18 protein-coding genes are annotated in these 20,349 nt (G+C 72.0%); 16 read left to right on the forward strand and 2 right to left on the reverse strand.

The annotated features are described in order from the left end of the window. Positions 1–49 precede the first annotated feature (49 nt). The 3 genes from ABFJ78_RS09470 to fahA are packed head-to-tail and all read left to right on the forward strand — an operon-like array spanning position 50 to position 3,209. Positions 50–1,249, forward strand: a complete 1,200-nt coding sequence (locus ABFJ78_RS09470) for a homogentisate 1,2-dioxygenase (RefSeq protein WP_436385503.1) — start codon at positions 50–52, stop codon at positions 1,247–1,249. Then, the gene (locus tag ABFJ78_RS09475; protein WP_436385504.1) at positions 1,216–2,046 is read left to right on the forward strand and encodes a hypothetical protein; all 831 of its coding nucleotides are present in this window, start codon (positions 1,216–1,218) and stop codon (positions 2,044–2,046) included. Before ABFJ78_RS09470 ends, ABFJ78_RS09475 begins: the two co-directional genes overlap by 34 nt. After that, complete coding sequence (fahA, locus tag ABFJ78_RS09480; RefSeq protein WP_436385505.1) at positions 2,043–3,209, forward strand: fumarylacetoacetase; 1,167 nt, start codon at positions 2,043–2,045, stop codon at positions 3,207–3,209. The genes ABFJ78_RS09475 and fahA overlap by 4 nt, the downstream gene beginning before the upstream one ends. Here fahA and ABFJ78_RS09485 read toward each other — a convergent pair. Both ABFJ78_RS09485 and ABFJ78_RS09490 read right to left on the reverse strand, forming a co-directional pair. Beyond that, positions 3,206–3,856 (reverse strand): hypothetical protein, encoded by a 651-nt coding sequence (locus ABFJ78_RS09485; RefSeq protein WP_436385506.1) that lies wholly within the window; start codon positions 3,854–3,856, stop codon positions 3,206–3,208. The two genes, fahA and ABFJ78_RS09485, sit on opposite strands and share 4 nt — an antisense overlap. Continuing rightward, the gene (locus tag ABFJ78_RS09490; protein WP_436385507.1) at positions 3,853–5,121 is read right to left on the reverse strand and encodes a hypothetical protein; all 1,269 of its coding nucleotides are present in this window, start codon (positions 5,119–5,121) and stop codon (positions 3,853–3,855) included. Before ABFJ78_RS09490 ends, ABFJ78_RS09485 begins: the two co-directional genes overlap by 4 nt. Before the next feature lie 208 nt (positions 5,122–5,329). Between ABFJ78_RS09490 and ABFJ78_RS09495 the strand changes: the two genes are divergently transcribed. From ABFJ78_RS09495 to ABFJ78_RS09555, 13 genes are all read left to right on the forward strand, one after another. Next, positions 5,330–7,660: an ABC transporter permease subunit gene (locus ABFJ78_RS09495; RefSeq protein ID WP_436385508.1), complete on the forward strand. Its 2,331-nt coding sequence runs from the start codon at positions 5,330–5,332 to the stop codon at positions 7,658–7,660. A 19-nt stretch (positions 7,661–7,679) separates the two neighbouring features. Then, positions 7,680–8,639 (forward strand): glycine betaine ABC transporter substrate-binding protein, encoded by a 960-nt coding sequence (locus tag ABFJ78_RS09500; protein ID WP_436385509.1) that lies wholly within the window; start codon positions 7,680–7,682, stop codon positions 8,637–8,639. Positions 8,640–8,934: 295 nt separating this feature from the next. Beyond that, positions 8,935–9,408, forward strand: coding sequence for a YbaB/EbfC family nucleoid-associated protein (locus tag ABFJ78_RS09505; protein WP_436385510.1), 474 nt, complete (start codon positions 8,935–8,937; stop codon positions 9,406–9,408). A gap of 23 nt (positions 9,409–9,431) precedes the next feature. Continuing rightward, the gene (locus ABFJ78_RS09510) at positions 9,432–9,770 is read left to right on the forward strand and encodes a hypothetical protein (protein ID WP_436385511.1); all 339 of its coding nucleotides are present in this window, start codon (positions 9,432–9,434) and stop codon (positions 9,768–9,770) included. Further along, positions 9,767–10,906 carry a hypothetical protein gene (locus tag ABFJ78_RS09515; RefSeq protein ID WP_436385512.1) on the forward strand — a complete coding sequence of 380 codons (1,140 nt, stop codon included), beginning with the start codon at positions 9,767–9,769 and terminating at the stop codon, positions 10,904–10,906. Before ABFJ78_RS09510 ends, ABFJ78_RS09515 begins: the two co-directional genes overlap by 4 nt. Positions 10,907–10,935: 29 nt before the next feature. After that, a complete protein-coding gene (locus ABFJ78_RS09520) occupies positions 10,936–11,541 on the forward strand; it encodes a hypothetical protein (RefSeq protein ID WP_436385513.1) in 606 nt (201 codons plus the stop codon). A gap of 67 nt (positions 11,542–11,608) precedes the next feature. After that, positions 11,609–12,781: an ROK family transcriptional regulator gene (locus ABFJ78_RS09525; protein ID WP_436386743.1), complete on the forward strand. Its 1,173-nt coding sequence runs from the start codon at positions 11,609–11,611 to the stop codon at positions 12,779–12,781. A gap of 650 nt (positions 12,782–13,431) precedes the next feature. Beyond that, positions 13,432–14,589, forward strand: coding sequence for an ROK family protein (locus ABFJ78_RS09530; RefSeq protein ID WP_436385514.1), 1,158 nt, complete (start codon positions 13,432–13,434; stop codon positions 14,587–14,589). After that, positions 14,586–16,085: a sugar ABC transporter ATP-binding protein gene (locus tag ABFJ78_RS09535; RefSeq protein WP_436385515.1), complete on the forward strand. Its 1,500-nt coding sequence runs from the start codon at positions 14,586–14,588 to the stop codon at positions 16,083–16,085. The genes ABFJ78_RS09530 and ABFJ78_RS09535 overlap by 4 nt, the downstream gene beginning before the upstream one ends. After that, the gene (locus ABFJ78_RS09540; protein WP_436385516.1) at positions 16,082–17,083 is read left to right on the forward strand and encodes an ABC transporter permease; all 1,002 of its coding nucleotides are present in this window, start codon (positions 16,082–16,084) and stop codon (positions 17,081–17,083) included. The genes ABFJ78_RS09535 and ABFJ78_RS09540 overlap by 4 nt, the downstream gene beginning before the upstream one ends. Positions 17,084–17,103: 20 nt before the next feature. Further along, complete coding sequence (locus ABFJ78_RS09545) at positions 17,104–18,159, forward strand: substrate-binding domain-containing protein (protein WP_436385517.1); 1,056 nt, start codon at positions 17,104–17,106, stop codon at positions 18,157–18,159. Positions 18,160–18,191: 32 nt separating this feature from the next. Beyond that, positions 18,192–19,340 (forward strand): Gfo/Idh/MocA family protein, encoded by a 1,149-nt coding sequence (locus ABFJ78_RS09550; RefSeq protein WP_436385518.1) that lies wholly within the window; start codon positions 18,192–18,194, stop codon positions 19,338–19,340. Further along, positions 19,337–20,341 (forward strand): sugar phosphate isomerase/epimerase family protein, encoded by a 1,005-nt coding sequence (locus ABFJ78_RS09555; RefSeq protein WP_436385519.1) that lies wholly within the window; start codon positions 19,337–19,339, stop codon positions 20,339–20,341. The genes ABFJ78_RS09550 and ABFJ78_RS09555 overlap by 4 nt, the downstream gene beginning before the upstream one ends. Positions 20,342–20,349 lie beyond the last annotated feature (8 nt).

The raw sequence follows: 20,349 nt of genomic DNA on the forward strand, positions 1-20,349 counted from the left end.
GAGATAGTAAAACTGTGAACTAAATCAGCCGATCGGTCAGGAGGCGACCATGGCGTACTACCGCCGAGCGGGAACCATCCCGCCGAAGCGGCACACCCAGCACCGCACGCCCGAAGGCGGGCTGTACTACGAAGAGCTGATGGGCGAGGAGGGCTTCTCGTCGGACTCCTCGCTGCTCTACCACCGCGGGGTGCCGTCGGCGATCGTCGGCGCGACGCCGTGGGACCTGCCGGACCAGACGCTCACCGAGAACCGCCCGCTCGTGCCGCGCCACCTCAAGCTGCACGAGCTGTTCCCGGGCCACGACCACAAGAGCGCCGACGTCGTCACCGGGCGGCGGCTCGTCCTCGGCAACGGCGACGTCCGGATCTCCTACGTCGCGGCGGGGGAGGCATCGCCGCTCTACCGCAACGCCGTCGGCGACGAATGCGTGTACGTCGAGTCCGGCGAGGCCCGTGTCGAGACGGTGTTCGGCCTGCTGGAAGCGCGGCAAGGCGACTACGTCATCCTGCCGCGCGCGACGACGCACCGGTGGGTCCCGACCGGCGACGAGCCGCTGCGCGCGTACGTCGTCGAGGCGAACTCGCACATCACGCCGCCGAAGCAGTACCTCTCGAAGTTCGGGCAGCTCCTGGAGCACGCGCCCTACTGCGAGCGCGACCTGCACGGGCCCGAGGAGCCGCTGCTCGCCGAGGGCGAGGACGTCGAGGTGCTGGTCAAGCACCGCGGCTCGCGCGGCGTCACCGGCACCCGGTACGTCTACCCGACCCACCCCTTCGACGTCGTCGGCTGGGACGGGTTCCTCTACCCGTACACCTTCAACATCGCCGACTTCGAGCCGATCACCGGCCGCGTGCACCAGCCGCCGCCCGTGCACCAGGTGTTCGAAGGCCACAACTTCGTCATCTGCAACTTCGTCCCGCGCAAGGTCGACTACCACCCCCTCGCCGTGCCGGTGCCGTACTACCACTCCAATGTGGACTCCGACGAGGTGATGTTCTACTGCGGCGGGAACTACGAGGCCCGCAAGGGATCCGGGATCGGCCAGGGCTCGATCAGCCTGCACCCGGGCGGGCACAGCCACGGCCCGCAGCCCGGCGCGGTCGAGCGGTCGCTCGGCGCGGAGTTCTTCGACGAGCTGGCCGTCATGGTCGACACGTTCCGCCCGCTCGAGCTCGGCGAAGGCGGCCTGGCGAGCGAGGACCCCGGCTACGCGTGGACCTGGTCCGGACGGGGGCCGGACGCGTGATCCCCGCGCTCTTCGCCGGGCTGTGCGACGACGCCGCGGTGTTCCCGCCCGGCCTGGCGCCGCTGCCGGACGCGGTCGCCGCGCACGACGCGCACACCAAGGCCTGGTACCGCGACCTCGTCGGCCCGCTGGTGCTCGCCGCCCCGGCGCTCGACGCGCTGGGCGACCTGCTCGGGCCGCGCGCCACCCCGCTGCCGGTCGCGGTGACGCTGCCCGGCGGTCCGGCGCAGCTGCCCGGCGTGCTCGCCGCCGTGCCGGCCCTGCCGGTGGACCTCCAAGCGCTGGAGATCGCGGTGCCGGACGGCATGGGACCGGACGAAGTCCTCGACGCCGTCGCGGCCGCGACCGCCCCGGTCTACGTCGAGATCCCGCGCGACGACCGGCGCGTCCCGCTGCTGCGGGCGCTCTCCGGGACGGGCCACCGGGCCAAGTTCCGGACCGGCGGGGTGCGCGCCGACCTGTACCCCTCCGAGGCCGAGCTGGCCGCCGCGATCTGCGCCGCCGTCGACGCCGACGTCCCGTTCAAGGCGACCGCGGGGCTGCACCACGCGCTGCGCAACACCGACCCGGAAACCGGGTTCGAGCAGCACGGGTTCCTCAACCTGCTGCTCGCGGCCGGTGACCCCGACCACGCCGAAGCGCACCTGGCCGAGCGGGACGGCACGGTCGTCGCGGGGCTGGTCCGCGACCTGGACGAGGGCGTCCGCACCCGGTTCACGTCGTTCGGCACCTGCAGCATCGGCGACCCCCTGACCGAGCTGGCCGCGCTCGGCCTGCTGCCCCGAGGAGAGGCATGACCACGATCGACATCCCCGCCGATTCCCCCTTCGGCACCGCGAACCTGCCCTACGGCGTGTTCTCGGTGGACGGCGACGCCCCGCGCGTCGGCGTCCGCGTCGGGGACTCGGTGCTCGACCTGGCCCGCGCGCTCGGCGACGACGTCTTCGCCGCGCCGACCCTGAACCCGTTCATGGCACAGGGCTACGACCGCTGGGTGGCCGTCCGGTCGCGCGTGACCGAGCTCGTCGCCGGCGAGGTCCCGGACGACGCCGTGCACGCGGTCGCCGACGTCACCCTGCACCTGCCCATCGAAGTCGCGGACTACGTCGACTTCTACGCGTCCGAGCACCACGCGTCGAACGTCGGGCGGCTGTTCCGGCCGGACGCGGAACCGTTGCTGCCCAACTGGAAGCACCTCCCGGTCGGCTACCATGGGCGGGCCGGGACCGTGCTGGTCTCGGGTACGGACATCGTCCGCCCGAGCGGCCAGCGCAAGGGTGACCCGGCGCCGGTGTTCGGGCCGAGCACCCGCCTGGACATCGAGGCGGAGCTGGGGTTCGTCGTCGGCACCGGCACGCCGCTGAACACCCCGATCGCCCCCGACGACTTCGCGCGGCACGTGTTCGGCGCGGTGCTGCTCAACGACTGGTCCGCGCGCGACATCCAGGCGTGGGAGTACGTGCCCCTGGGCCCGAACCTCGGCAAGAGCTTCGCGACGTCGATCTCGGCGTGGGTCGTGCCGATCCTGGCGCTGGAGGCCGCGCGGACCCCGCTGCCCGGCCAGGACCCGGAGCCGCTGCCGTACCTGCGGGAAACCCGGCCGTGGGGGCTGGACGTCGAGCTGGTCGTGGCGTGGAACGGCGAGGAGGTCAGCCGCCCGCCGTACCGCGAGATGTACTGGTCGCCGGCGCAGATGCTGGCCCACCTGACGGTCAACGGCGCGTCGTCGCGCACCGGCGACCTCTACGGGTCGGGCACGATCTCGGGCCCGGAGAAGCACCAGCGCGGCGCGTTCCTGGAGCTGAGCTGGGGCGGCAAGGAACCGCTGACGGTCAAGGGTGAGGAGCGCAGCTTCCTGGAGGACGGCGACGAGGTGGTGATCACCGCGACGGCCCCGGGCGCGAACGGCGAGCGCATCGCGTTCGGCGAGGTCCGCGGCCGCATCCTCCCGGCCGGCTAGGGCCGGGAGGACGAGTACTGCACCGTTTTCCCGTCGCGGACGCAGGTCGCCACCGAAGTCGTCGGCGTGACTGTCAGTGCCACGACTTCGGGGGCGCACGCCGGCGGAGCTTCTTCGCCGCCGGAGGCGAAGCCGACCACCGCGGCCACTCCCGCCGCCAGCACGAGCGCGCCCGCTCCCGCCCACACCAGGGCGCGAGCGGGCCGGGCCGGCTCCACCGGCGGGGCCGCCCGCGGCCGGGCCACCGCGACGACCTCGATTCCGAACGGCTCCGAACGCTGTGCCGTGAAGCCTTCCTCGTCGGCGAGGAACCGGTCGTACACCGCGAGCGCGGTGGTCTCCGTCCGGGCCAGCGCGTCCGCGACCGTCACCGGATCGCCGTCCGGGCACAGGAAACCGTGCAGCAGCACCAGCGGACGGCCGTACTCGTCGCGGGGTTCGCCGTGGGCTTCGGCCGCCGTCACCGCGTGCTCGGCCCAGACCAGCACGCCGTGCGGGGTCGGCGCCGCCCGGGACGGCACGTCGTCCAGCGGGGTCGCGGTCGCCTCCAGGAACCCGTGCTCCCGCAGGAAACCCGGGACCAGCAGCGCCGAGTACCCGCGCCGGCGGCCGCGGGCGACCAGGAACGGCCACGCGCGGCCGGTCACCAGTCACCCCAGCGGTCGCCGCCGAGGCGGGACACCGGCAGCTTCGCCTCGAGCACCGCGACCTGCCGCTGCAGCTCGCCGACCACCCGCCGCCGGGCCTGGACGAAGTCCTCCGCCAGCCGGTCGGCCTCGCCGAGCCGGGCCAGCCGTTCGGTGCGCCCGGCCGGGTCGTCGTGCGGCGAGAGGGTGTCGAGCAGCAGCATCAGGCCGGACTCGGCGACCACCCCGGCGCCGACCGCGGCGGCCAGCGCCCGCGCGGCGTGCGCGGTGAGGTGGGCGCCCAGCGTCCGCAGGGCCTCGGCCGGCCCCATCCGCAACCGCCGTTGCGCGGCGTTCAGGAGTTCCTCGCGGGTGGCGCGGTCGAGGGCGAGTTCGGTCTGGCGCAGGATGTCCGGCACCACCACCGACAACGCGGCTTCGACGTTCCCCGGCCGGAACCGGCCCTCGGGCTTCTTGCGGACCGCCCCGTCGCGGAAGACCGCGAAGTCGTGCCCGACCGCGGTCACCGGGATCAGCCGCACGATCCGCCGGGCGCTGTGCACCTTGACGAGGTCGGCGAACCCCGGTGTCGCCATCAGCCGGTCGCGCACGATCCGCAGGCGCTCGTTCTCGTCCGGGTGCAGGTGGTCGAGCAGGTCCCACTTGGTGATCACGAAGACGATCGGGCTGCGCACCGGCAGCATGGCGTTGATCATCGCGTCGAGGGAGGCTTCGAGCATGAGCGCGCCGCGCTGGTCGCCTTGTTCGGCCTGCAGCAGCCGGAAGCCGTCGATGATCCCGACGAGCGCGTCGGCGCCGGCGATGGCCTGCAGCAGCGTCGCCTGCGCGGTCGAGCCCGGTGCGTCCGGGTCGGTCAGCAGCTCGCCCGGGTACTCGAGGTAGCCGAGCTTGACGACGGGCTCGGTCGCCCCGCCGACGTCGGCCATGACGCTGAACTCGAACTCGCGCAGCTCGCCGCGGGTGGTGCCGCGCGGCCACTCCTCGTGGACGTCGGCCGCCTTGCGGTACCACCGGTTCAGCTCGATCAGCTGTTCGTGCGGCACGCGCAGGTAGAAGCCGCGGTCGCCCGGTGTCTGCAGGCGGCGGTAGATGCCGGTGAGCAGCAGGGTCTTGCCCGAGCCCTGCAGCCCCAGCGTGACGATCCGGAACGCGGGGATCCCACCGGGCGGACCGGTGAGCACGGCGGTGGTCCGCCGGCGGCGACTCCGGCGCACGAGCAGCACGGCCGCCAGCACGAGGACGAGAACGATCAGCAGGACGCTCACGGTTTCTCCCCTTCCCTCACCGAGACGGAGCCGCGAGCGGGGCCGGTGATACACCCGGATTCCGAAGCGGACGGTGGACAAGAGCCCGCCGGTCGTGTTGGGCTGACAGCCGGGCGGTAATTCACCGACGTCGAGGAGCGCGGCACTGAGCCTCTGGGAGTACCTCCGCGAAAACTGGATCGACGTCGTCAACGACGCGATCCTCCACGTGGACCTCACCCTCGCCGCCGTCGCGCTGGCCGTGCTCGTCGGCATGGCGCTCGGGCTGCTCACCTACCGCCGGCGGTGGCTCGGCGAGGTCGCGACCACGACCACCGCCGCCTTCCTGACCATTCCCTCCATCGCGCTGCTCGGCATCCTGATCGGCCCGTTCGGGCTCGGCCTCACCAACGTCCTGTTCGCACTCGTGCTCTACGCGCTCCTGCCGATCACGCGCAACACGATCGTCGGGCTGCGGGGCGTCGACCCGGCCGTCGTGGACGCCGCGCGCGGCATGGGGCTCGGCCGCGCGCGGGTGCTGTGGCGGGTGCGGCTGCCGCTGGCCTGGCCGGTCGTCCTCTCCGGCATCCGCGTCTCGACGCAGATCACCATCGGGATCGCGGCGATCGGCGCCTACGTCAAGGGGCCCGGGCTCGGCAACGAGATCTTCGACGGCCTCGGCCGGTTCGGCTCGGTCAACTCCCTGAACCAGGTGCTGACCGGGACGCTCGGGATCATGCTGCTGGCCCTGCTGTTCGACCTCGCCTTCGTGGTGATCGGCAAGCTCACGACGTGGCGGCGGCCGCGGCCTCTCGGCGAGATCGAGCCGGAGCAGGGCAACGGCACCGCCGGCGAGACGATCGAGCTGCGGAACCTGCGCAAGCACTATCCGGGACAGGCGGCACCCGCCGTCGAGGACCTCACCATGCGGATCCCGGCCGGCGAGATCGTCGTGCTGACCGGCCCGTCCGGGTGCGGCAAGACGACGACCATGCGGATGATCAACCGGCTCGTCGAGCCCACGTCCGGGGCCGTCACGGTCGGCGGCACCGACGTCTCGGCCCTCGACCTCGACGAGCACCGGCGCCACACCGGGTACGTCATCCAGCAGATCGGGCTCTTCCCGCACCTGCGGGTGGCCGCCAACATCGGCGTGGTCCCGCGGGTGCTCGGCTGGACGCGGCGGCGGATCGCCGGCCGCGTGCGCGAGCTGCTCGACGTCGTCGGCCTGACCCGCGAACACGGCGACCGCTATCCGCGCGAGCTTTCCGGCGGCCAGCAGCAGCGCGTCGGCGTCGCGCGGGCGATGGCCGCGGACCCGCCGGTCATGCTGATGGACGAGCCGTTCGGCTCCACCGACCCGATCACGCGCGCCCGGCTGCAGGACGAGTTCCTGCGCCTGCAACGGGAAGTGCGCAAGACGATCGTGTTCGTCACGCACGACTTCGACGAGGCGCTCAAGCTCGGCGACCGGATCGCCGTGCTGCGCCCGCGTTCGGTCATCGCGCAGTACGACACGCCCCAGGCGATCCTCGCCGCGCCGGCCGACGACTACGTCGCGTCCTTCGCCGGTTCGAAGCGGAACCTGAAGCGGCTGGCGCTGATCCCGGTGGCGGACCTCGACCTCGGGCCCGCGGCGGACGGGCTGCCGCGGATCCCGCGCGAGGCCACCCTGCGGGACGCGCTGGACACGATGGTGCGCACCGGCAGCACGGCGGTCTCGGTGAACGGGCGGACACTCGACCTCCCGCGACTGCTCGCGGCCCTCCAGCCCGCCGTCGAAACCCCGCCGGCGGCCGTCGCGGAAACCCCGCAGAGGACGGTCCCGGGACGGCCGCGCCGACGCCGGCTCGGCCTGCTGATCCGTCCGGTCCTGCTCGCCCTCGCGCTGCTGACGCTGTTCCTCGTCGTGCGCGCGTACCCGCTCGACTCGATCGAACAGCGCTACCTCAACGCCGGCGAGATCTTCGCCGAACTGGGCGCGCACCTGCGGCTGACACTGATCTCGACGGTCTGCACCATCGCCATCGCCCTGCCGCTCGGCGTCCTGCTCACCCGGGCGGGCGCCCGGTGGGCCCGCCCGATCGGCCTCGGGCTGGGCAACCTCGGCCAGGCGATCCCGTCGATCGGGCTCGTCGTGCTGCTCGCGCTCTGGGTCGGCACGGGCACCGCGACGGCGGTCGCGGCGCTGGTCGTCTACGCGACATTGCCCGTGCTGCGCAACACGATCGTCGGGCTCGACGGCGTCGACCCGACCCTCGTCGACGCCGCGCGCGGCATGGGCATGACGAAGACGGCGATCCTGTGGCGGATCGAGCTGCCCCTCGCGGTCCCGGTGATCCTCGCCGGGATCCGGACGGCGCTGGTGCTCACCGTCGCGAGCGCGACGCTGGCGACGTTCATCGACGGCGGCGGTCTCGGCGGCGGGCTCGTCGCCGGGATCGGGCTGTACCGGCCGATCCTGAGCCTGACGTTCGGCATCGTCGTCGCCGCACTGGCGCTCTTCGCCGACTGGCTGGGCTTGGTCGCCGAGGAGGTCCTGCACCCGCGAGGACTGTGAACCCCAAGGAGGACAAGCCATGCGACGCACGACAGCCGTCGTTCTCGCCTTCGTCACGGCGCTCGCCGCCGGGTGCACGATCGGCAAGGACCAGCCCGGCGCCGGGGTGGGCGAGGGGTCCATCAAGAAGATCGACGCGCTGAGCGGCGCGCAGCTGCGCGTCAGCTCCAAGGAGTTCGACGAACAGCTGCTGCTCGGCCAGATCGCGCTCGTCGCGCTGCAGGCGGCCGGGGCGAGCCCGCAGGACAAGACCAACATCACCGGGTCGAGCAACGTGCGCCAGGCCCTCACCAGCGGCGCGGTCGACCTGTACTGGGAGTACACCGGCACCGCGTGGATCAGCTACCTCCACGAGACCAAGCCGATCGCCGACGCGCAGGCGCAGTACGACGCGGTCAAGAAGGCCGACGCCGCCAACGGCGTCACGTGGTGGGCCCGGTCGCCGGCCAACGACACCTACGCGATCGCGGGCAACGCGGCCGTCGTGGCCAAGACCGGCGTGAAGACGATCTCGGACTACGCGGCGCTGGTGAAGCGGGACCCGGCAACGGCGTCGACCTGCATGGGCCCGGAGTTCAAGAGCCGCGACGACGGCTTCCCCGGGCTCGCGAAGGCCTACGGGTTCACGCTGCCCGAGCCGCAGGTCCACCTGCTCAACGACGCCGTCGTCTACCCGAGCGTCGGCAAGGGCGACACGTGCGGCTTCGGCTCGGTCGCGTCCACCGACGGGCGGGTGGCCGGCCAGAAGCTGACCGTGCTGGAGGACGACAAGCACTTCTTCCCGACCTACAACCCGGCGATCTCGATCGCCGCCGGGGTCGCGCAGAAGTACCCGCAGCTGGAGCAGGTCTTCACGCCGATCGCCGCGAAGCTCGACACCGCGACGCTCACGGACCTCAACAAGAAGGTGAGCGTGGACGGCCAGAAGCCGGCGACGGTGGCCCACGACTGGCTCAAGGCGGCGGGCTTCATCGGCTGAGGCCGGCGGGGCTTCGGTCGCTCACCGAGCTCGCTTGCCGCCCGTCGGTCCGCGCCGTGTGTGGCGCAGATCGGGGACGGCGGCGGGAGGTGCACCTGCCCCGGGCGGGAGAGAGAAACGCCGGCTGGGACGCGTGCTCGCCACGGCGGGCCGGGGAGTTGCCGGCCGGTCGATGCCTGCGGCACCGGAATCCGTCCACCGGGCGGGACCATCTTCGCATTCCGGCGAAATGCCGCGGGGACGCGCCGGATCTGTCATGCTCCGGCCACGCCCCCGTACCGCGAAGGAAGTGACGATGTCGGCCGAGATGGACCAGCTGATCGCCCAGTTCGAGACCTTCCAGGCCAAGGTGCGCCAGGCCGAGGCCCGGTTCGCCGAGGTCGGCGACCTGCAGGAGCGCGTCGCGCAGGTCTCGACGTCGGTGACTTCGCCGGATGGCACCGTGACCGTCGTCGCCGGGGCCGGCGGCACCGTCACCGACCTGCGGCTCACCGCCGGGGCGATGCACCTGGAAGCGGGCCAGCTCGCCCAGCGGATCATGGCCACCCTGCGCCAGGCCGTGGCCGGGGCCGCCCAGCAGCAGGCCGGGATCGTCGACGAGGCGTTCGGCTCCGACGTCAGCGGCCAGGTCCGGCAGGCGCAGGCCGAAGCGTTCGGAACCGCGGCGCCCGAGCCCGCGTCGGAGCCGCAGGCGCCGCGGCCGCGGCGCCGTCCCGATCCCGGGGACGACGACGACTTCGACCAAGGCCCGATCCTCCGCCGCTCCTGATCCGACCGAGGGAACTCTCCGCGATGCCAGACGGAATCCAGACGAACATCGACGCGATCTCCGGATACGCGCGCCAGCTGCCGTACTACGAGCAGGAAGCGGACAAGTTCGGCGCGAAGATCGACGCCGCCGACGTGACCGACACCGCCTGGGGCGTCGTCGGGATCTGGGCGAAGCAGGGCTACACCGAGCGCCTCGGCGAACTGCGGTCGCTGCTGGGCGAGCTGAAGGACGGCGTCGACGGGCTCACCACCAAGATGACCAAGGCCGCCGAGATGTACCGCGGCACCGAGGAGGCCGGGGTGATCGCCTTCGGCCGGTACGAGGCGGAGATCGACGCGATCGGGGGGCAGGGCAAGTGACCGAGCCCAAGAAGAGCATCGCGGACGCCCTCGACGTCCAGCCGTACGACGAGAGCATGAGCGCGAACCTCGACCGCGCGGCGGAGGCCACGCCGGTCGTCGGCACGGTGTACAAGTCCGGCAAGTCGATCGCCGAGCACGCCCAGCAGGCGGCTTCGGCGGACAGCGCGGGTGAGCTGGCTTCGGCCGGCAAGGCGCTGGTCGGCGACGGCGCGGCGTTCGTCGGCGCCGCCGCGACCGACATGGTCACCTTCGCGATGGACCCGATCGGCTGGCTGGTCAGCCACGGGCTGAACATGCTGCTCGAGCTGGTCCAGCCGCTGCAGGACGCGCTGCACGCCGTCACCGGCGACGGGCCGGCCATCGGGCACGCGTCGGAGAACTTCGCCTCGATCGCGCACGGCTTCGTCGCGCTGGCCGAGGACTTCGAGCAGACCGGCGACACCGCACTGGCCGAGTGGGTCGACGAGGCGGGCAAGGCGGCCAAGGAAGCGCTCGGCGACTTCTCCTCGGGCATCCGCGGCGTCGGCTCGGCGGCCGGGTCGGTCGCCGAGGTGCTGCAGATGTGGTCGATGGTCATGCAGGTCATCGAAGAGGTGATCAAGGCGATCATCACCGAGCTGGTGTCCTGGCTGATCACCATCTGGCTGCCCGCGCTGGCCGCGTCGGTGATCAGCTTCGGCAGCTCGGTCGCCGCGGCGATGACGGCGTCCATCGCGAAGGCCGCGAGCGTGCTGCAGAAGGTCACCCGCTACCTCGGCAAGTTCGGCAAGCTGCTCGACACGTTCATCGAGTTCCTCGCGAAGTACTCGACGAAGGTCGTGGAGATGACCCGGAAGTTCCGGCTCGGCCGGTACGCCGGGGAGTCGCGGTTCGGCCTGGACACGCTGGAGAACACGGCCGGCGTGGCGTTCACGCCCGGGAACCGGATGCTCTCCACGATGTTCGGCACGTCGGTCGGCGCGAGCCCGCTGGTCGCCGGCGCGAGTGTGAAGGCCGGGATCGCCGCGGGCAAGACGGCGTTCACCGAAGGCAAGGAAGCCGTTACTCCCGAGGAGGACGAGCCGTGGTTCGACAAGAGCCGGATCGGTGGCGACCGGACGCCGGAGGAGACCCGGCGGAACTTGGACATCTAGAGCGGAAGGCCGTCGAGTTCGGCGACCGCATGGAGTCCGTCAAGGACGCCGCTTTGGTACGCCCGGGGTTCCGGGAGCGCGTCGAAGCGCTGATGCGCGACCACTGGCGGGAGCCGGTGATCGTGCTGCGCCTGGGTGACCCGGACGTGCGGTTCGCCGTTCCCGGCCGCCGCCCGGACGGCACGGTCGAGGGTGAAGGCCTGGTGCGGCAGGGTTTCCTGACCGTCGCGCGTGGGATCGGCGCGGCCGTCGGGTACGTCGCGTACCTGGCGAGCGCGGCGGGCAGCGGCGGCGGCAAGGGCGAGCCGGAGGTCCACGTGACCGGCCCGGCGGACGCCCAGGTCCTCGAACCGCTCGACGGGCTGCGGCGGGCGAAGGGCCCGTGGCTGGTGTGCTCGCCGTCGTCGGTCGCGTTCGTGGACACCGGAGCGACGTACCTGGACCCGGCCGACGCGCCCGAGCCGCGGATCGTGTGGGAGGCGCGCGGGAACGCGGCCCCGGAGGTCAGCTTCCGCAAGCGCACGCTGACCTGGCCGGACGGTTCGCGCTTCAAGTTCCCGCTGCAGGGCCGCACCGAGGAGCGGCACCTGCGGCAGTTCCACTCGTACCCGGACGAGGTGCGCTGGCCCGAGTGACGCCGGGCCGGCGCGCGGACGCACTACGCTCAACCGAATGAGCGCGGTATCCAGTCCGGAGCAGTCGATGGTCGAGACCCGGCACCAGACCCGGTTGCTCACCCTGCTGCGGGACGAGGGCCCGATGTCCCGGGTCGAGCTGGGGGAGCGCCTCGAGCTGCCGCGCGCCCGCGTCGGCGCCGAGGTGACCCGGCTCGGGGAGGTCGGGCTCGTCGAGACGGCGGGGCCGTCGGCCAGTCGCGGCGGGCGGCGGTCCACGCTGGTCCGGCTCGCCGGTGACCTGCGGGTGCTGGCGGTGGACGTCGGGGCGACGTCGGTCGGCCTGGCCGTCACGGACGCTTCGTGCGAGGTGCTCGCGCACACCATCGAAGACTGCGACGTCCGGCAGGGGCCGCACCCGGTGCTGCGGCGGGTCGCCGAACTGGCGGCGAAGATCCGGGACCAGGCGCCCGGCCGGCTGGTCGCGGCGGGGATCGGGCTGCCGGGGCCGGTCAGTTTCGCCGAGGGGATGGCGGTGGCGCCGCCGATCATGCCCGGCTGGGACCGGTTCAACGTGCGCGACCACCTCGGCGGGCTGTGGGGCTGCCCGGTGGCGGTGGACAACGACGTCAACGCGATGGCGCTGGGGGAGCGGCACGCGGGGGTCGCGCGTTCGACCGACGACCTGATGTTCGTCAAGATCGGCACCGGGATCGGCTGCGGGATCGTGCTGGGCGGCAAGGTGTACCGCGGGGTGGCGGGCACGGCGGGCGACATCGGGCACATCCGGCTGGACGACTACGGGCCGACGTGCGCGTGCGGCGAGGTCGGCTGCCTGGAGGCGTACTTCGGCGGCGCGGCTCTGGCCCGCGACGGGCTGGCGCTGGCCCGCAGCGGCCGTTCGGCGCACCTCGCGGAGGTGGCGGCGGAGGGCGGCGCGGTAACGGCCCGCGACGTGGGGAGAGCGGCGGCGGCGGGCGACTTCGGCGCGGTGAACCTCATCCGCGACGGCGGGCGCCGGCTCGGCCAGGTGATCGCCTCGCTGGTGTGCTTCATCAACCCGGGGATGGTGGTGATCGGCGGCGGGGTGGCCCAGCTGGGGCACCAGCTGCTGGCCGAGGTGCGGAGCGCGGTGTACCGGCGGTCGCTCCCGCTGGCGACGGGGAACCTGCCGATCGTGCTGTCGGAGCTGGGGGAGACGGCGGGCGTCATCGGGGCGGCCTGGTCGGCAACCGACCGGGCGTTCACGCTCAGCAGCTGAGCCGCGCGCTCGCCGGCTCCCCCTCCCGCTCCCGCACGAACGACGTGAATGACTCATTCATGTCACCTGACGACAGGGTCCGGCAAAGTCAGGTCAGCGCGGCCGATCCGGTCGCCGCACGTCATGAACGGGTCGTTCACCTCGTCAGACGACATGAACGACCCTTTCATGACATCGCCGCGACGCCGGGCAGACCGCGCGGCCACGCCGTTGCCGGAGCCCTGTCACCTGACGACAGGGTCCGGCTACGGCAGGTCAGCGCGGCCGCTCCGGTCGCCGCACGTCATGAACGGGTCGTTCACCTCGTCAGACGACATGAACGACCCTTTCATGACATCGCCGCGACGCCGGGCAGACCGCGCGGCCACGACTTTGCCGGAGCCCTGTCACCTGACGACATGAATGAGTCATTCACGTCGTCTGGAGCCGGCTGAGAAGTCACATGCGGTCGCTGGGCCAGTCGTCCTAGTAATGTCTGAACCGGACAGACTTTCGCATGAACCGATCGAAAGTCTGTCCGGTTTCGCACGTCTATCCGGGTGAAAACCGGGCACTGGGCTACTCCTTCACCTTGACGAGTGATGCGCGCCACCCTACTTTCGCTGCCTGAGCGACAAAGTCCGTCGATCTTCGACACAAGTGGGGGCACCGTGGCCGACACCAGGCGAGCCAACCTCGCCTCCGTCCTCCGCGCCCTGCGTGCCGGCCCCCTCTCGCGCACCCAGCTCGCCGCCCGGTGCGGGATCGCGAAGTCCGCCCTTCCCGGACTGCTCGCCGACCTCTCCGGCCGCGGGCTCGTCCGGGCCGCCGGGGTCCGGACCGGCAACGGGCGGCCGAGCCGGCTCGTCGAACTCCACGGCGAAGACGCCTACGCCCTGGCCCTCGGCATCGAAGCCGACCGGCTGTCCGCCGTCGTCACCGACCTCGCCGGCCGGACCCTCGCCGAAAGAGCCGAGATCGTCGACGTCGCCGCGCTCGGGCTGCCGCGCTGCATGGACGAACTCGCCCACCTCGCCCACCAGGTGCTGCCCGGCACCCCCGTCGGGGTCGCCGTCTCCGTACCCGGGCTCGTCGACTCGGCCGCCGCCGTGCTGCGGCTCGCCCCGGCCCTGCGCTGGCGCGATGCCGAGATCGCCGGCCTGATGGCCGCCCGGCTGGGCGTGCCCGCCGAGGCCGTCGCCGTCGACAACGACGCCAACCTCGGCGCCCTCGCCGAAGCCGCTGACGGCGCCGGGAGCGAGCTGTTCTACCTCAGCGGCGGCACCGCCGTCGGCGGGGGACTCGTCTCCGGGGGAACGATCCTGCGTGGCGCGCGCGGGTTCGCGGGCGAGGTCGGGCACATCGCCGTCGACCCGTCCGGCGAACGGTGCTCCTGCGGCCGGACCGGTTGCCTGCAGACGAAGGCGAGCTTGGCCGCCGTCCTGCGCGCGGCGGCCGCGCCCGGCGATCCGCTGCACGACCCCGCTCTCGGCGTCGGCGGCCGGGTCGCTCTGCTCAAGCAGCGCGTCCGGCTCGGCGACCAGCGCGCGGGCACGGCCGTCCACGAACTCGGCGTCGCGCTCGGCGTCGCACTGTCCACTGTGGTCGACGTGCTCGACCCGGACGTCGTCGTGCTCGGCGGCTACTTCGCCGAGCTCGGCGACTGGCTGGTGGAACCGATCCGCGTCGAGCTCGCCGCCCGGCCGCTCGGCCACGCCCGGATCGTGCCGTCCCGGCTCGGCCTGGGGGCGCCGCTGCGGGGCGCCGCGCACCTGGCCGCCGAGCGGCTGTTCGCGAACCCGACGCTCGTCGAGGAGGCAACGGTATGAGCCTGCTTTCCGTCCGCGGGATCGTGAAGACCTTCCCCGGTGTCCGCGCGCTCGACGGCGTCGACCTCGACGTCGAACCGGGCGAGGTGCACTGCCTGCTCGGGCAGAACGGCGCGGGCAAGTCGACGCTCATCAAGGTCCTCGCCGGCGCGCACCAGCCCGACACCGGCGAGATCACCTGGCAGGGCGCACCCGTCACGCTTGCCTCGCCGGTCGACGCCCTGCGCCTCGGCATCGCCACCATGTACCAGGAACTCGACCTGGTGCCCGGCCTTTCGGTGGCGGACAACATCTTCCTCGGCCACGAACGCGCCCGCTTCGGCTTCACGCGCATCTCGCAGGCCCGCGACGAGGCCGCCCGCCTGATGGCCCGGCTCGGCCACCCCGACATCCGGCCGTCGACCGAGGTCGGCAAGCTGTCCGCCGCCGGGCAGCAGCTCGTCTCGATGGCCCGCGCGCTGGCCCACGACGCCCGCCTGCTCGTGATGGACGAACCGACCGCCGCGCTGGCCGGCGAGGAGGTCGACAACCTCTTCCGGATCGTCGGCGAGCTGACCGCCGACGGCGTCGCGGTCGTCTACATCTCCCACCGGCTCGAGGAGCTGCGCCGGATCGGGCACCGGGTCACCGTGCTCAAGGACGGCCGGACCGTCGGCACCGGCCTCGACGCCCGCGCGACGCCGACCGCCGACCTGGTCGCGCTGATGGCCGGCCGCAAGGTCGAGACGGTCTTCGGGCCGCGCCACGACGGCCACGCCCGGCCGGAGCCGGCCCTCGAAGTCGAGCACCTCTCCCGGCAGGGCGAGTTCGAGGACGTCAGCTTCACCGTCCACGCGGGTGAGGTCGTCGGCATCGCCGGGCTGGTCGGCTCGGGCCGCAGCGAGCTGCTCGAGACGATCTTCGGCGCGCGCAAGGCCGACTCCGGAACCATCACCGTGCAGGGGAAACCCCTGAGCACCGGCAACGTCCGGGCCGCCGTCAAGGCCGGGATCGGGCTGGCACCCGAGGAACGCAAGAGCCAGGGCCTGCTGCTCGACCTCCCGGTGGTGCACAACGTGACCCTGGCCAGCCTCGGCCGGTACGCGAAGCTCGGGTTCACCGAGCGCGCCAAGGAGCTGGACGACGCCGGCGCGAGCCTGCGGCGCCTCGACCTGCGGCCGGCCGATCCGCGGCGGATCGTCCGCACGCTGTCCGGCGGCAACCAGCAGAAGGCCGTGCTCGCGCGGTGGCTGGTCCGCGGGTGCCGGGTGCTGCTGCTCGACGAGCCGACGCGCGGGGTCGACGTCGGCGCCCGCGCCGAGCTGTACCGGCTGATCGACGAGCTGGCCGCGACCGGCGTCGCGATCGTGCTGGTCTCCAGCGAAATCCCCGAGGTGCTCGGGCTGTCCGACCGGGTGCTGGTGCTGCGCGAGGGCCGTGTCCTCGCCGACCGGCGCTCCGGCGGGCTGACCGAGGCCGAGGTGCTCGACGTGATTCTCGAGGGGAGCGCGGCATGACCGAAACGCAAGCACCGCCACAGGAAGCGCTTCCCGCCGAACGGAAGCGGCGGTTCGCCTTCTCCGCCGACCCGCGGCTGCTCGGCCTGGCCGGCGTGCTCGTCGTGCTGTGCCTGGTCGGCCAGTTCACCCGGCCCGAGCTGTTCTTCACCGAAAGCAACATCTCGACGATCCTGCGGCTGGCCGCGGCGATCGGCGTGGTCAGCGTCGGGATGACGTTCGTGATCATCAGCGGCGGCATCGACCTCTCCGTCGGCTCGATGGTCGGCCTGGCCGGCGTCTGGCTGACGACGTTGGCCACGCAGTCCTACGGGCCGTGGGTCATGGTCCTCTGTGGACTCGCGGTCGGTCTCGGCTGCGGGCTGATCAACGGCGTCCTCGTCGCCTACGGCAAGGTCGTGCCGTTCATCGCCACGCTGGCGATGTACGTCTCGGCCCGCGGGCTCGCCGAGCGGATCAGCGGCCGGCGCACCCAGGTCGTCGCCGACCAGGACTTCCTCGCCTTCTTCCGCGGCGGCTTCCTCGGCATCCCGACGCTGATCTGGCTGTTCGCGCTCGTGTTCGCGGTCGGCTGGGTCGTGCTCAACCGCACCACGTTCGGCCGGCGGACGTACGCGGTAGGCGGCAACGCCGAGGCGTCGCGGCTGGCCGGCATCAACGTCAAGCGGCACCTCGCGCTCGTCTACGGCGTGGCCGGGCTGTGCTGCGGGATCGCCGCGCTGATGGTCGTCGCGCGGACGACGGCGGGCGCGTCGACCAACGGCATGTTCTACGAGCTCGACGCGATCGCGGCGGTGGTCATCGGCGGCACGCTGCTGACCGGTGGCCGCGGCTCGCTCATCGGCACCCTCGTCGGCGTGCTGATCTTCACGGTGCTGTCGAACATCTTCACGCTGAACAACCTGGACACCGACATCCAGAACATCGCCAAGGGCGTGATCATCGTGCTCGCCGTGCTCTTGCAGTTCCGGGCCAGGAAAGCCAGGACCGGTCCGTAGAAACACCTTTGGAGGCCGTCATGACCGAACAACCCTTCCTCGGCCGCCGGGGATTCCTGCTGGGCGGGGCCGCCGTCGGCGCCGGCGCGCTGCTGGCCGGCTGCACGTCGAACACGCCCGCGAACTCGGAGTCGAACGCGCCGGTCGCCAACGCGGGCAACAACGCCCAGCCGGGCAAGCCGGTCACGATCGGCTTCTCGGCACCCGCCGCGGACCACGGCTGGATCGCGGCGATCACCAAGAACGCCAAGGCCCAGGCGCAGAAGTTCAGCGAGGTGAAGTTCAACGCGACCGAGGGCACCAACGACGTCAACCAGCAGATCTCCCAGGTGGAGACGCTGATCAACGCCAAGGTCGACGTCCTGGTGATCCTGCCGTTCGACGGCAAGGCGCTCACCGCGGTCGGCCAGCAGGCGATGGACGCCGGCATCCCGGTGATCAACCTCGACCGCGTCTTCGACACTCCGCTGGCGTACAGAACGTGGATCGGCGGCGACAACTACCGGATGGGCGTCAACGCGGGCAACTACATCGCCGCGGAGCTCAAGAAGAAGAACGTCGCCAACCCGATCATCGGCGAGGTCGCCGGGATCGACTCGCTGCCGCTGACCCAGGAACGCAGCAAGGGCTTCGCGGACGCGCTGGGCCGCGCGGGGTTCAAGGTCGGCCCGCGGGTGTCGGCGCAGTTCACGTCGGAGTCGGGAGAGCAGCAGACCGCGAACCTGCTGCAGGGCGCGCCCAAGCTGGACGCCCTCTGGAACCACGACGACGACCAGGGCATCGGCGTCAACGCCGCGATCGACACCGCGGGCCGCAAGGAGTTCATCATGGTCGGCGGCGCCGGCTCGAAGAACATGATGAACTTGATCAAGGCCGACAGCTCGCCGATCAAGGCGACGGTGCTCTACAGCCCGTCGATGGCCTCGACGGCGGTCGCGCTCGCCCGGCTGCTCGGGCAGCAGAAGGGGATCGGCGATCTGGCCGAGCACGACATCCCGGCCGAGATCACGACGTATTCGGCGGTCGTCACCAAGGAGAACGTCGACCAGTACCTCGACGTCGGCTTCGACTCCTGACGCGAACTTTCCAGCTGGACCAAAGGAGGGGTATGAGCCCGGGACGGGAAACCATCGGGATCGGCATGGTCGGCCACGCGTTCATGGGTGCGGTGCATTCGCACGCCTGGCGCAGCGTCCACCGGTTCTTCGATCCACCGCTGGTGCCGCGGCTCGCCGTGCTCGGCGGCCGGGACGAGGCCCGGGCCAAGGCCGCCGCGGAGAAGTTCGGCTGGGAGGACGTCGAGACCGACTGGCGGAAGCTCGTCGCCCGGGACGACGTCGGCCTGGTCGACGTCTGCACGCCGGGGGACAGCCACGCGGAGATCGCGATCGCCGCGCTGGACGCCGGCAAGCACGTGCTGTGCGAGAAGCCGCTGGCCAACTCGGTCGCGGAGGCCGAGGCGATGGCCGAGGCGGCGCGGCGGGCCCGGGACCGCGGGGTGCGGGCCATGGTCGCGTTCAACTACCGCCGGGTGCCCGCGCTCGCGCACGCCAGGAAACTCGTGGCGGGCGGGGCGCTCGGCGAGATCCGGCACGTGCGGTCGGTGTACCTGCAGGACTGGCTGTCCGACCCCGAGGCGCCGATGACCTGGCGGCTCCGCAAGGAGTCCGCCGGGTCGGGCGCGCTGGGCGACCTGGGGGCGCACATCGTCGACGCCGCGCAGTTCGTCACCGGTGACGTGATCACCGGCGTCTCGGCGCTGACGAACACCTTCGTGAAGCAACGGCCCTCCGAAACCGGCGGCACGGACGACGTGACGGTCGACGACACCGCGTTGTTCCTCGCCCGGCTGGCCGGGGGAGCGGTGGCGACCTTCGAGGCGACCCGGTTCGCGCTCGGCCGCAAGAACGCGATGCGGTTGGAGATCAACGGGTCGAAGGCGAGCCTGGCGTTCGACTTCGAGTCGATGAACGAACTGCAGTGGTACGAGGGCAGCGGGACCGAAGCCGGGTTCCGCCGCATCCTCGTCACCGAGCCGCAGCACCCGTACGTCGGCGCGTGGTGGCCGCCGGGGCACCTGCTCGGCTACGAGCACACGTTCACGCACGAGGTCGCCGACCTCCTGGACGCCATCGGCGCGGGCACCGACCCGGCGCCGAGCTTCGACGACGGCCTGCGCGTCCAGCGCGTGCTGGACGCCGTCGAGAAGAGCGCGGCCGCGCAGGCCGCCTGGACGCCGGTGGAGGAGGAGAAGTGAGCCGTCCGGTCACGTTGTTCACCGGCCAGTGGGCGGACCTGCCGTTCACCGAGGTCTGCAAGCTGGCCGCCGACTGGGGATACGACGGCCTGGAAATCGCTTGCTCGGGCGACCACTTCGAGGTGGACCGCGCACTGTCCGAAGAGGACTACGTGCCGGCGCGGCTGGCGTTGCTCGCCGAGCACGGGCTCAAGGTGTGGGCGATCTCGAACCACCTCGTCGGGCAGGCCGTCTGCGACGACCCGATCGACGCCCGGCACCGCGCGATCCTCCCGTCCCGCATCTGGGGCGACGGCGAACCCGAGGGCGTCCGGCAGCGGGCGGCGGCCGAAATGGCCGACACCGCGCGGGCGGCGGCCAAGCTCGGCGTCGACACGGTCATCGGCTTCACGGGATCGAAGATCTGGAAGTACGTGGCGATGTTTCCGCCGGTCACGCGCGATGACATCGATGACGGTTACGCGGACTTCGCCCGGCGCTGGAACCCGATCCTGGACGTCTTCGACGAGGTCGGTGTCCGGTTCGCGCACGAGGTTCACCCGTCGGAGATCGCGTACGACTACTGGACGACCAAGCGCGCGCTCGAAGCCGTCGGCCACCGGCCGGCGTTCGGGCTGAACTGGGACCCGTCGCACTTCGTCTGGCAGGACCTCGACCCGGTCGGGTTCATCCTCGACTTCGCCGACCGGATCTACCACGTCGACTGCAAGGACACGAGAAAGCGCTTCGACGGCCGCAACGGCCGGCTCGGCTCGCACCTGGCCTGGGCGGATCCCCGTCGCGGCTGGGACTTCGTGTCCGTCGGCCACGGCGACGTCCCGTGGGAGGACTGCTTCCGGGCGCTGAACTCGATCGGCTACACCGGCCCGATCTCGGTGGAGTGGGAAGACGCCGGGATGGACCGGCTCCGAGGCGCGGCGGAGGCGGTGAAGTACCTGCGCGAGCACCTGTTCGACCAGCCGTCGGCGGCTTTCGACGCGGCTTTCAGCAACCAGAAATGAGGGAGTTC

Source organism: Amycolatopsis sp. MEPSY49 (assembly GCF_051337345.1).
GTDB lineage: Bacteria > Actinomycetota > Actinomycetes > Mycobacteriales > Pseudonocardiaceae > Amycolatopsis.

Bases quoted from the DNA above. Each gene is read 5' to 3' on its own strand.
- ABFJ78_RS09525 (WP_436386743.1), top strand. From the start codon at position 11,609: ATGGTCGAGACCCGGCACCAGACCCGGTTGCTCACCCTGCTGCGGGAC.
- ABFJ78_RS09540 (WP_436385516.1), top strand. From the start codon at position 16,082: ATGACCGAAACGCAAGCACCGCCACAGGAAGCGCTTCCCGCCGAACGG.
- ABFJ78_RS09520 (WP_436385513.1), top strand. From the start codon at position 10,936: ATGGAGTCCGTCAAGGACGCCGCTTTGGTACGCCCGGGGTTCCGGGAG.
- ABFJ78_RS09550 (WP_436385518.1), top strand. From the start codon at position 18,192: ATGAGCCCGGGACGGGAAACCATCGGGATCGGCATGGTCGGCCACGCG.
- ABFJ78_RS09545 (WP_436385517.1), top strand. From the start codon at position 17,104: ATGACCGAACAACCCTTCCTCGGCCGCCGGGGATTCCTGCTGGGCGGG.
- ABFJ78_RS09470 (WP_436385503.1), top strand. From the start codon at position 50: ATGGCGTACTACCGCCGAGCGGGAACCATCCCGCCGAAGCGGCACACC.
- ABFJ78_RS09535 (WP_436385515.1), top strand. From the start codon at position 14,586: ATGAGCCTGCTTTCCGTCCGCGGGATCGTGAAGACCTTCCCCGGTGTC.
- ABFJ78_RS09505 (WP_436385510.1), top strand. From the start codon at position 8,935: ATGTCGGCCGAGATGGACCAGCTGATCGCCCAGTTCGAGACCTTCCAG.
- fahA (WP_436385505.1), top strand. From the start codon at position 2,043: ATGACCACGATCGACATCCCCGCCGATTCCCCCTTCGGCACCGCGAAC.
- ABFJ78_RS09510 (WP_436385511.1), top strand. From the start codon at position 9,432: ATGCCAGACGGAATCCAGACGAACATCGACGCGATCTCCGGATACGCG.
- ABFJ78_RS09500 (WP_436385509.1), top strand. From the start codon at position 7,680: ATGCGACGCACGACAGCCGTCGTTCTCGCCTTCGTCACGGCGCTCGCC.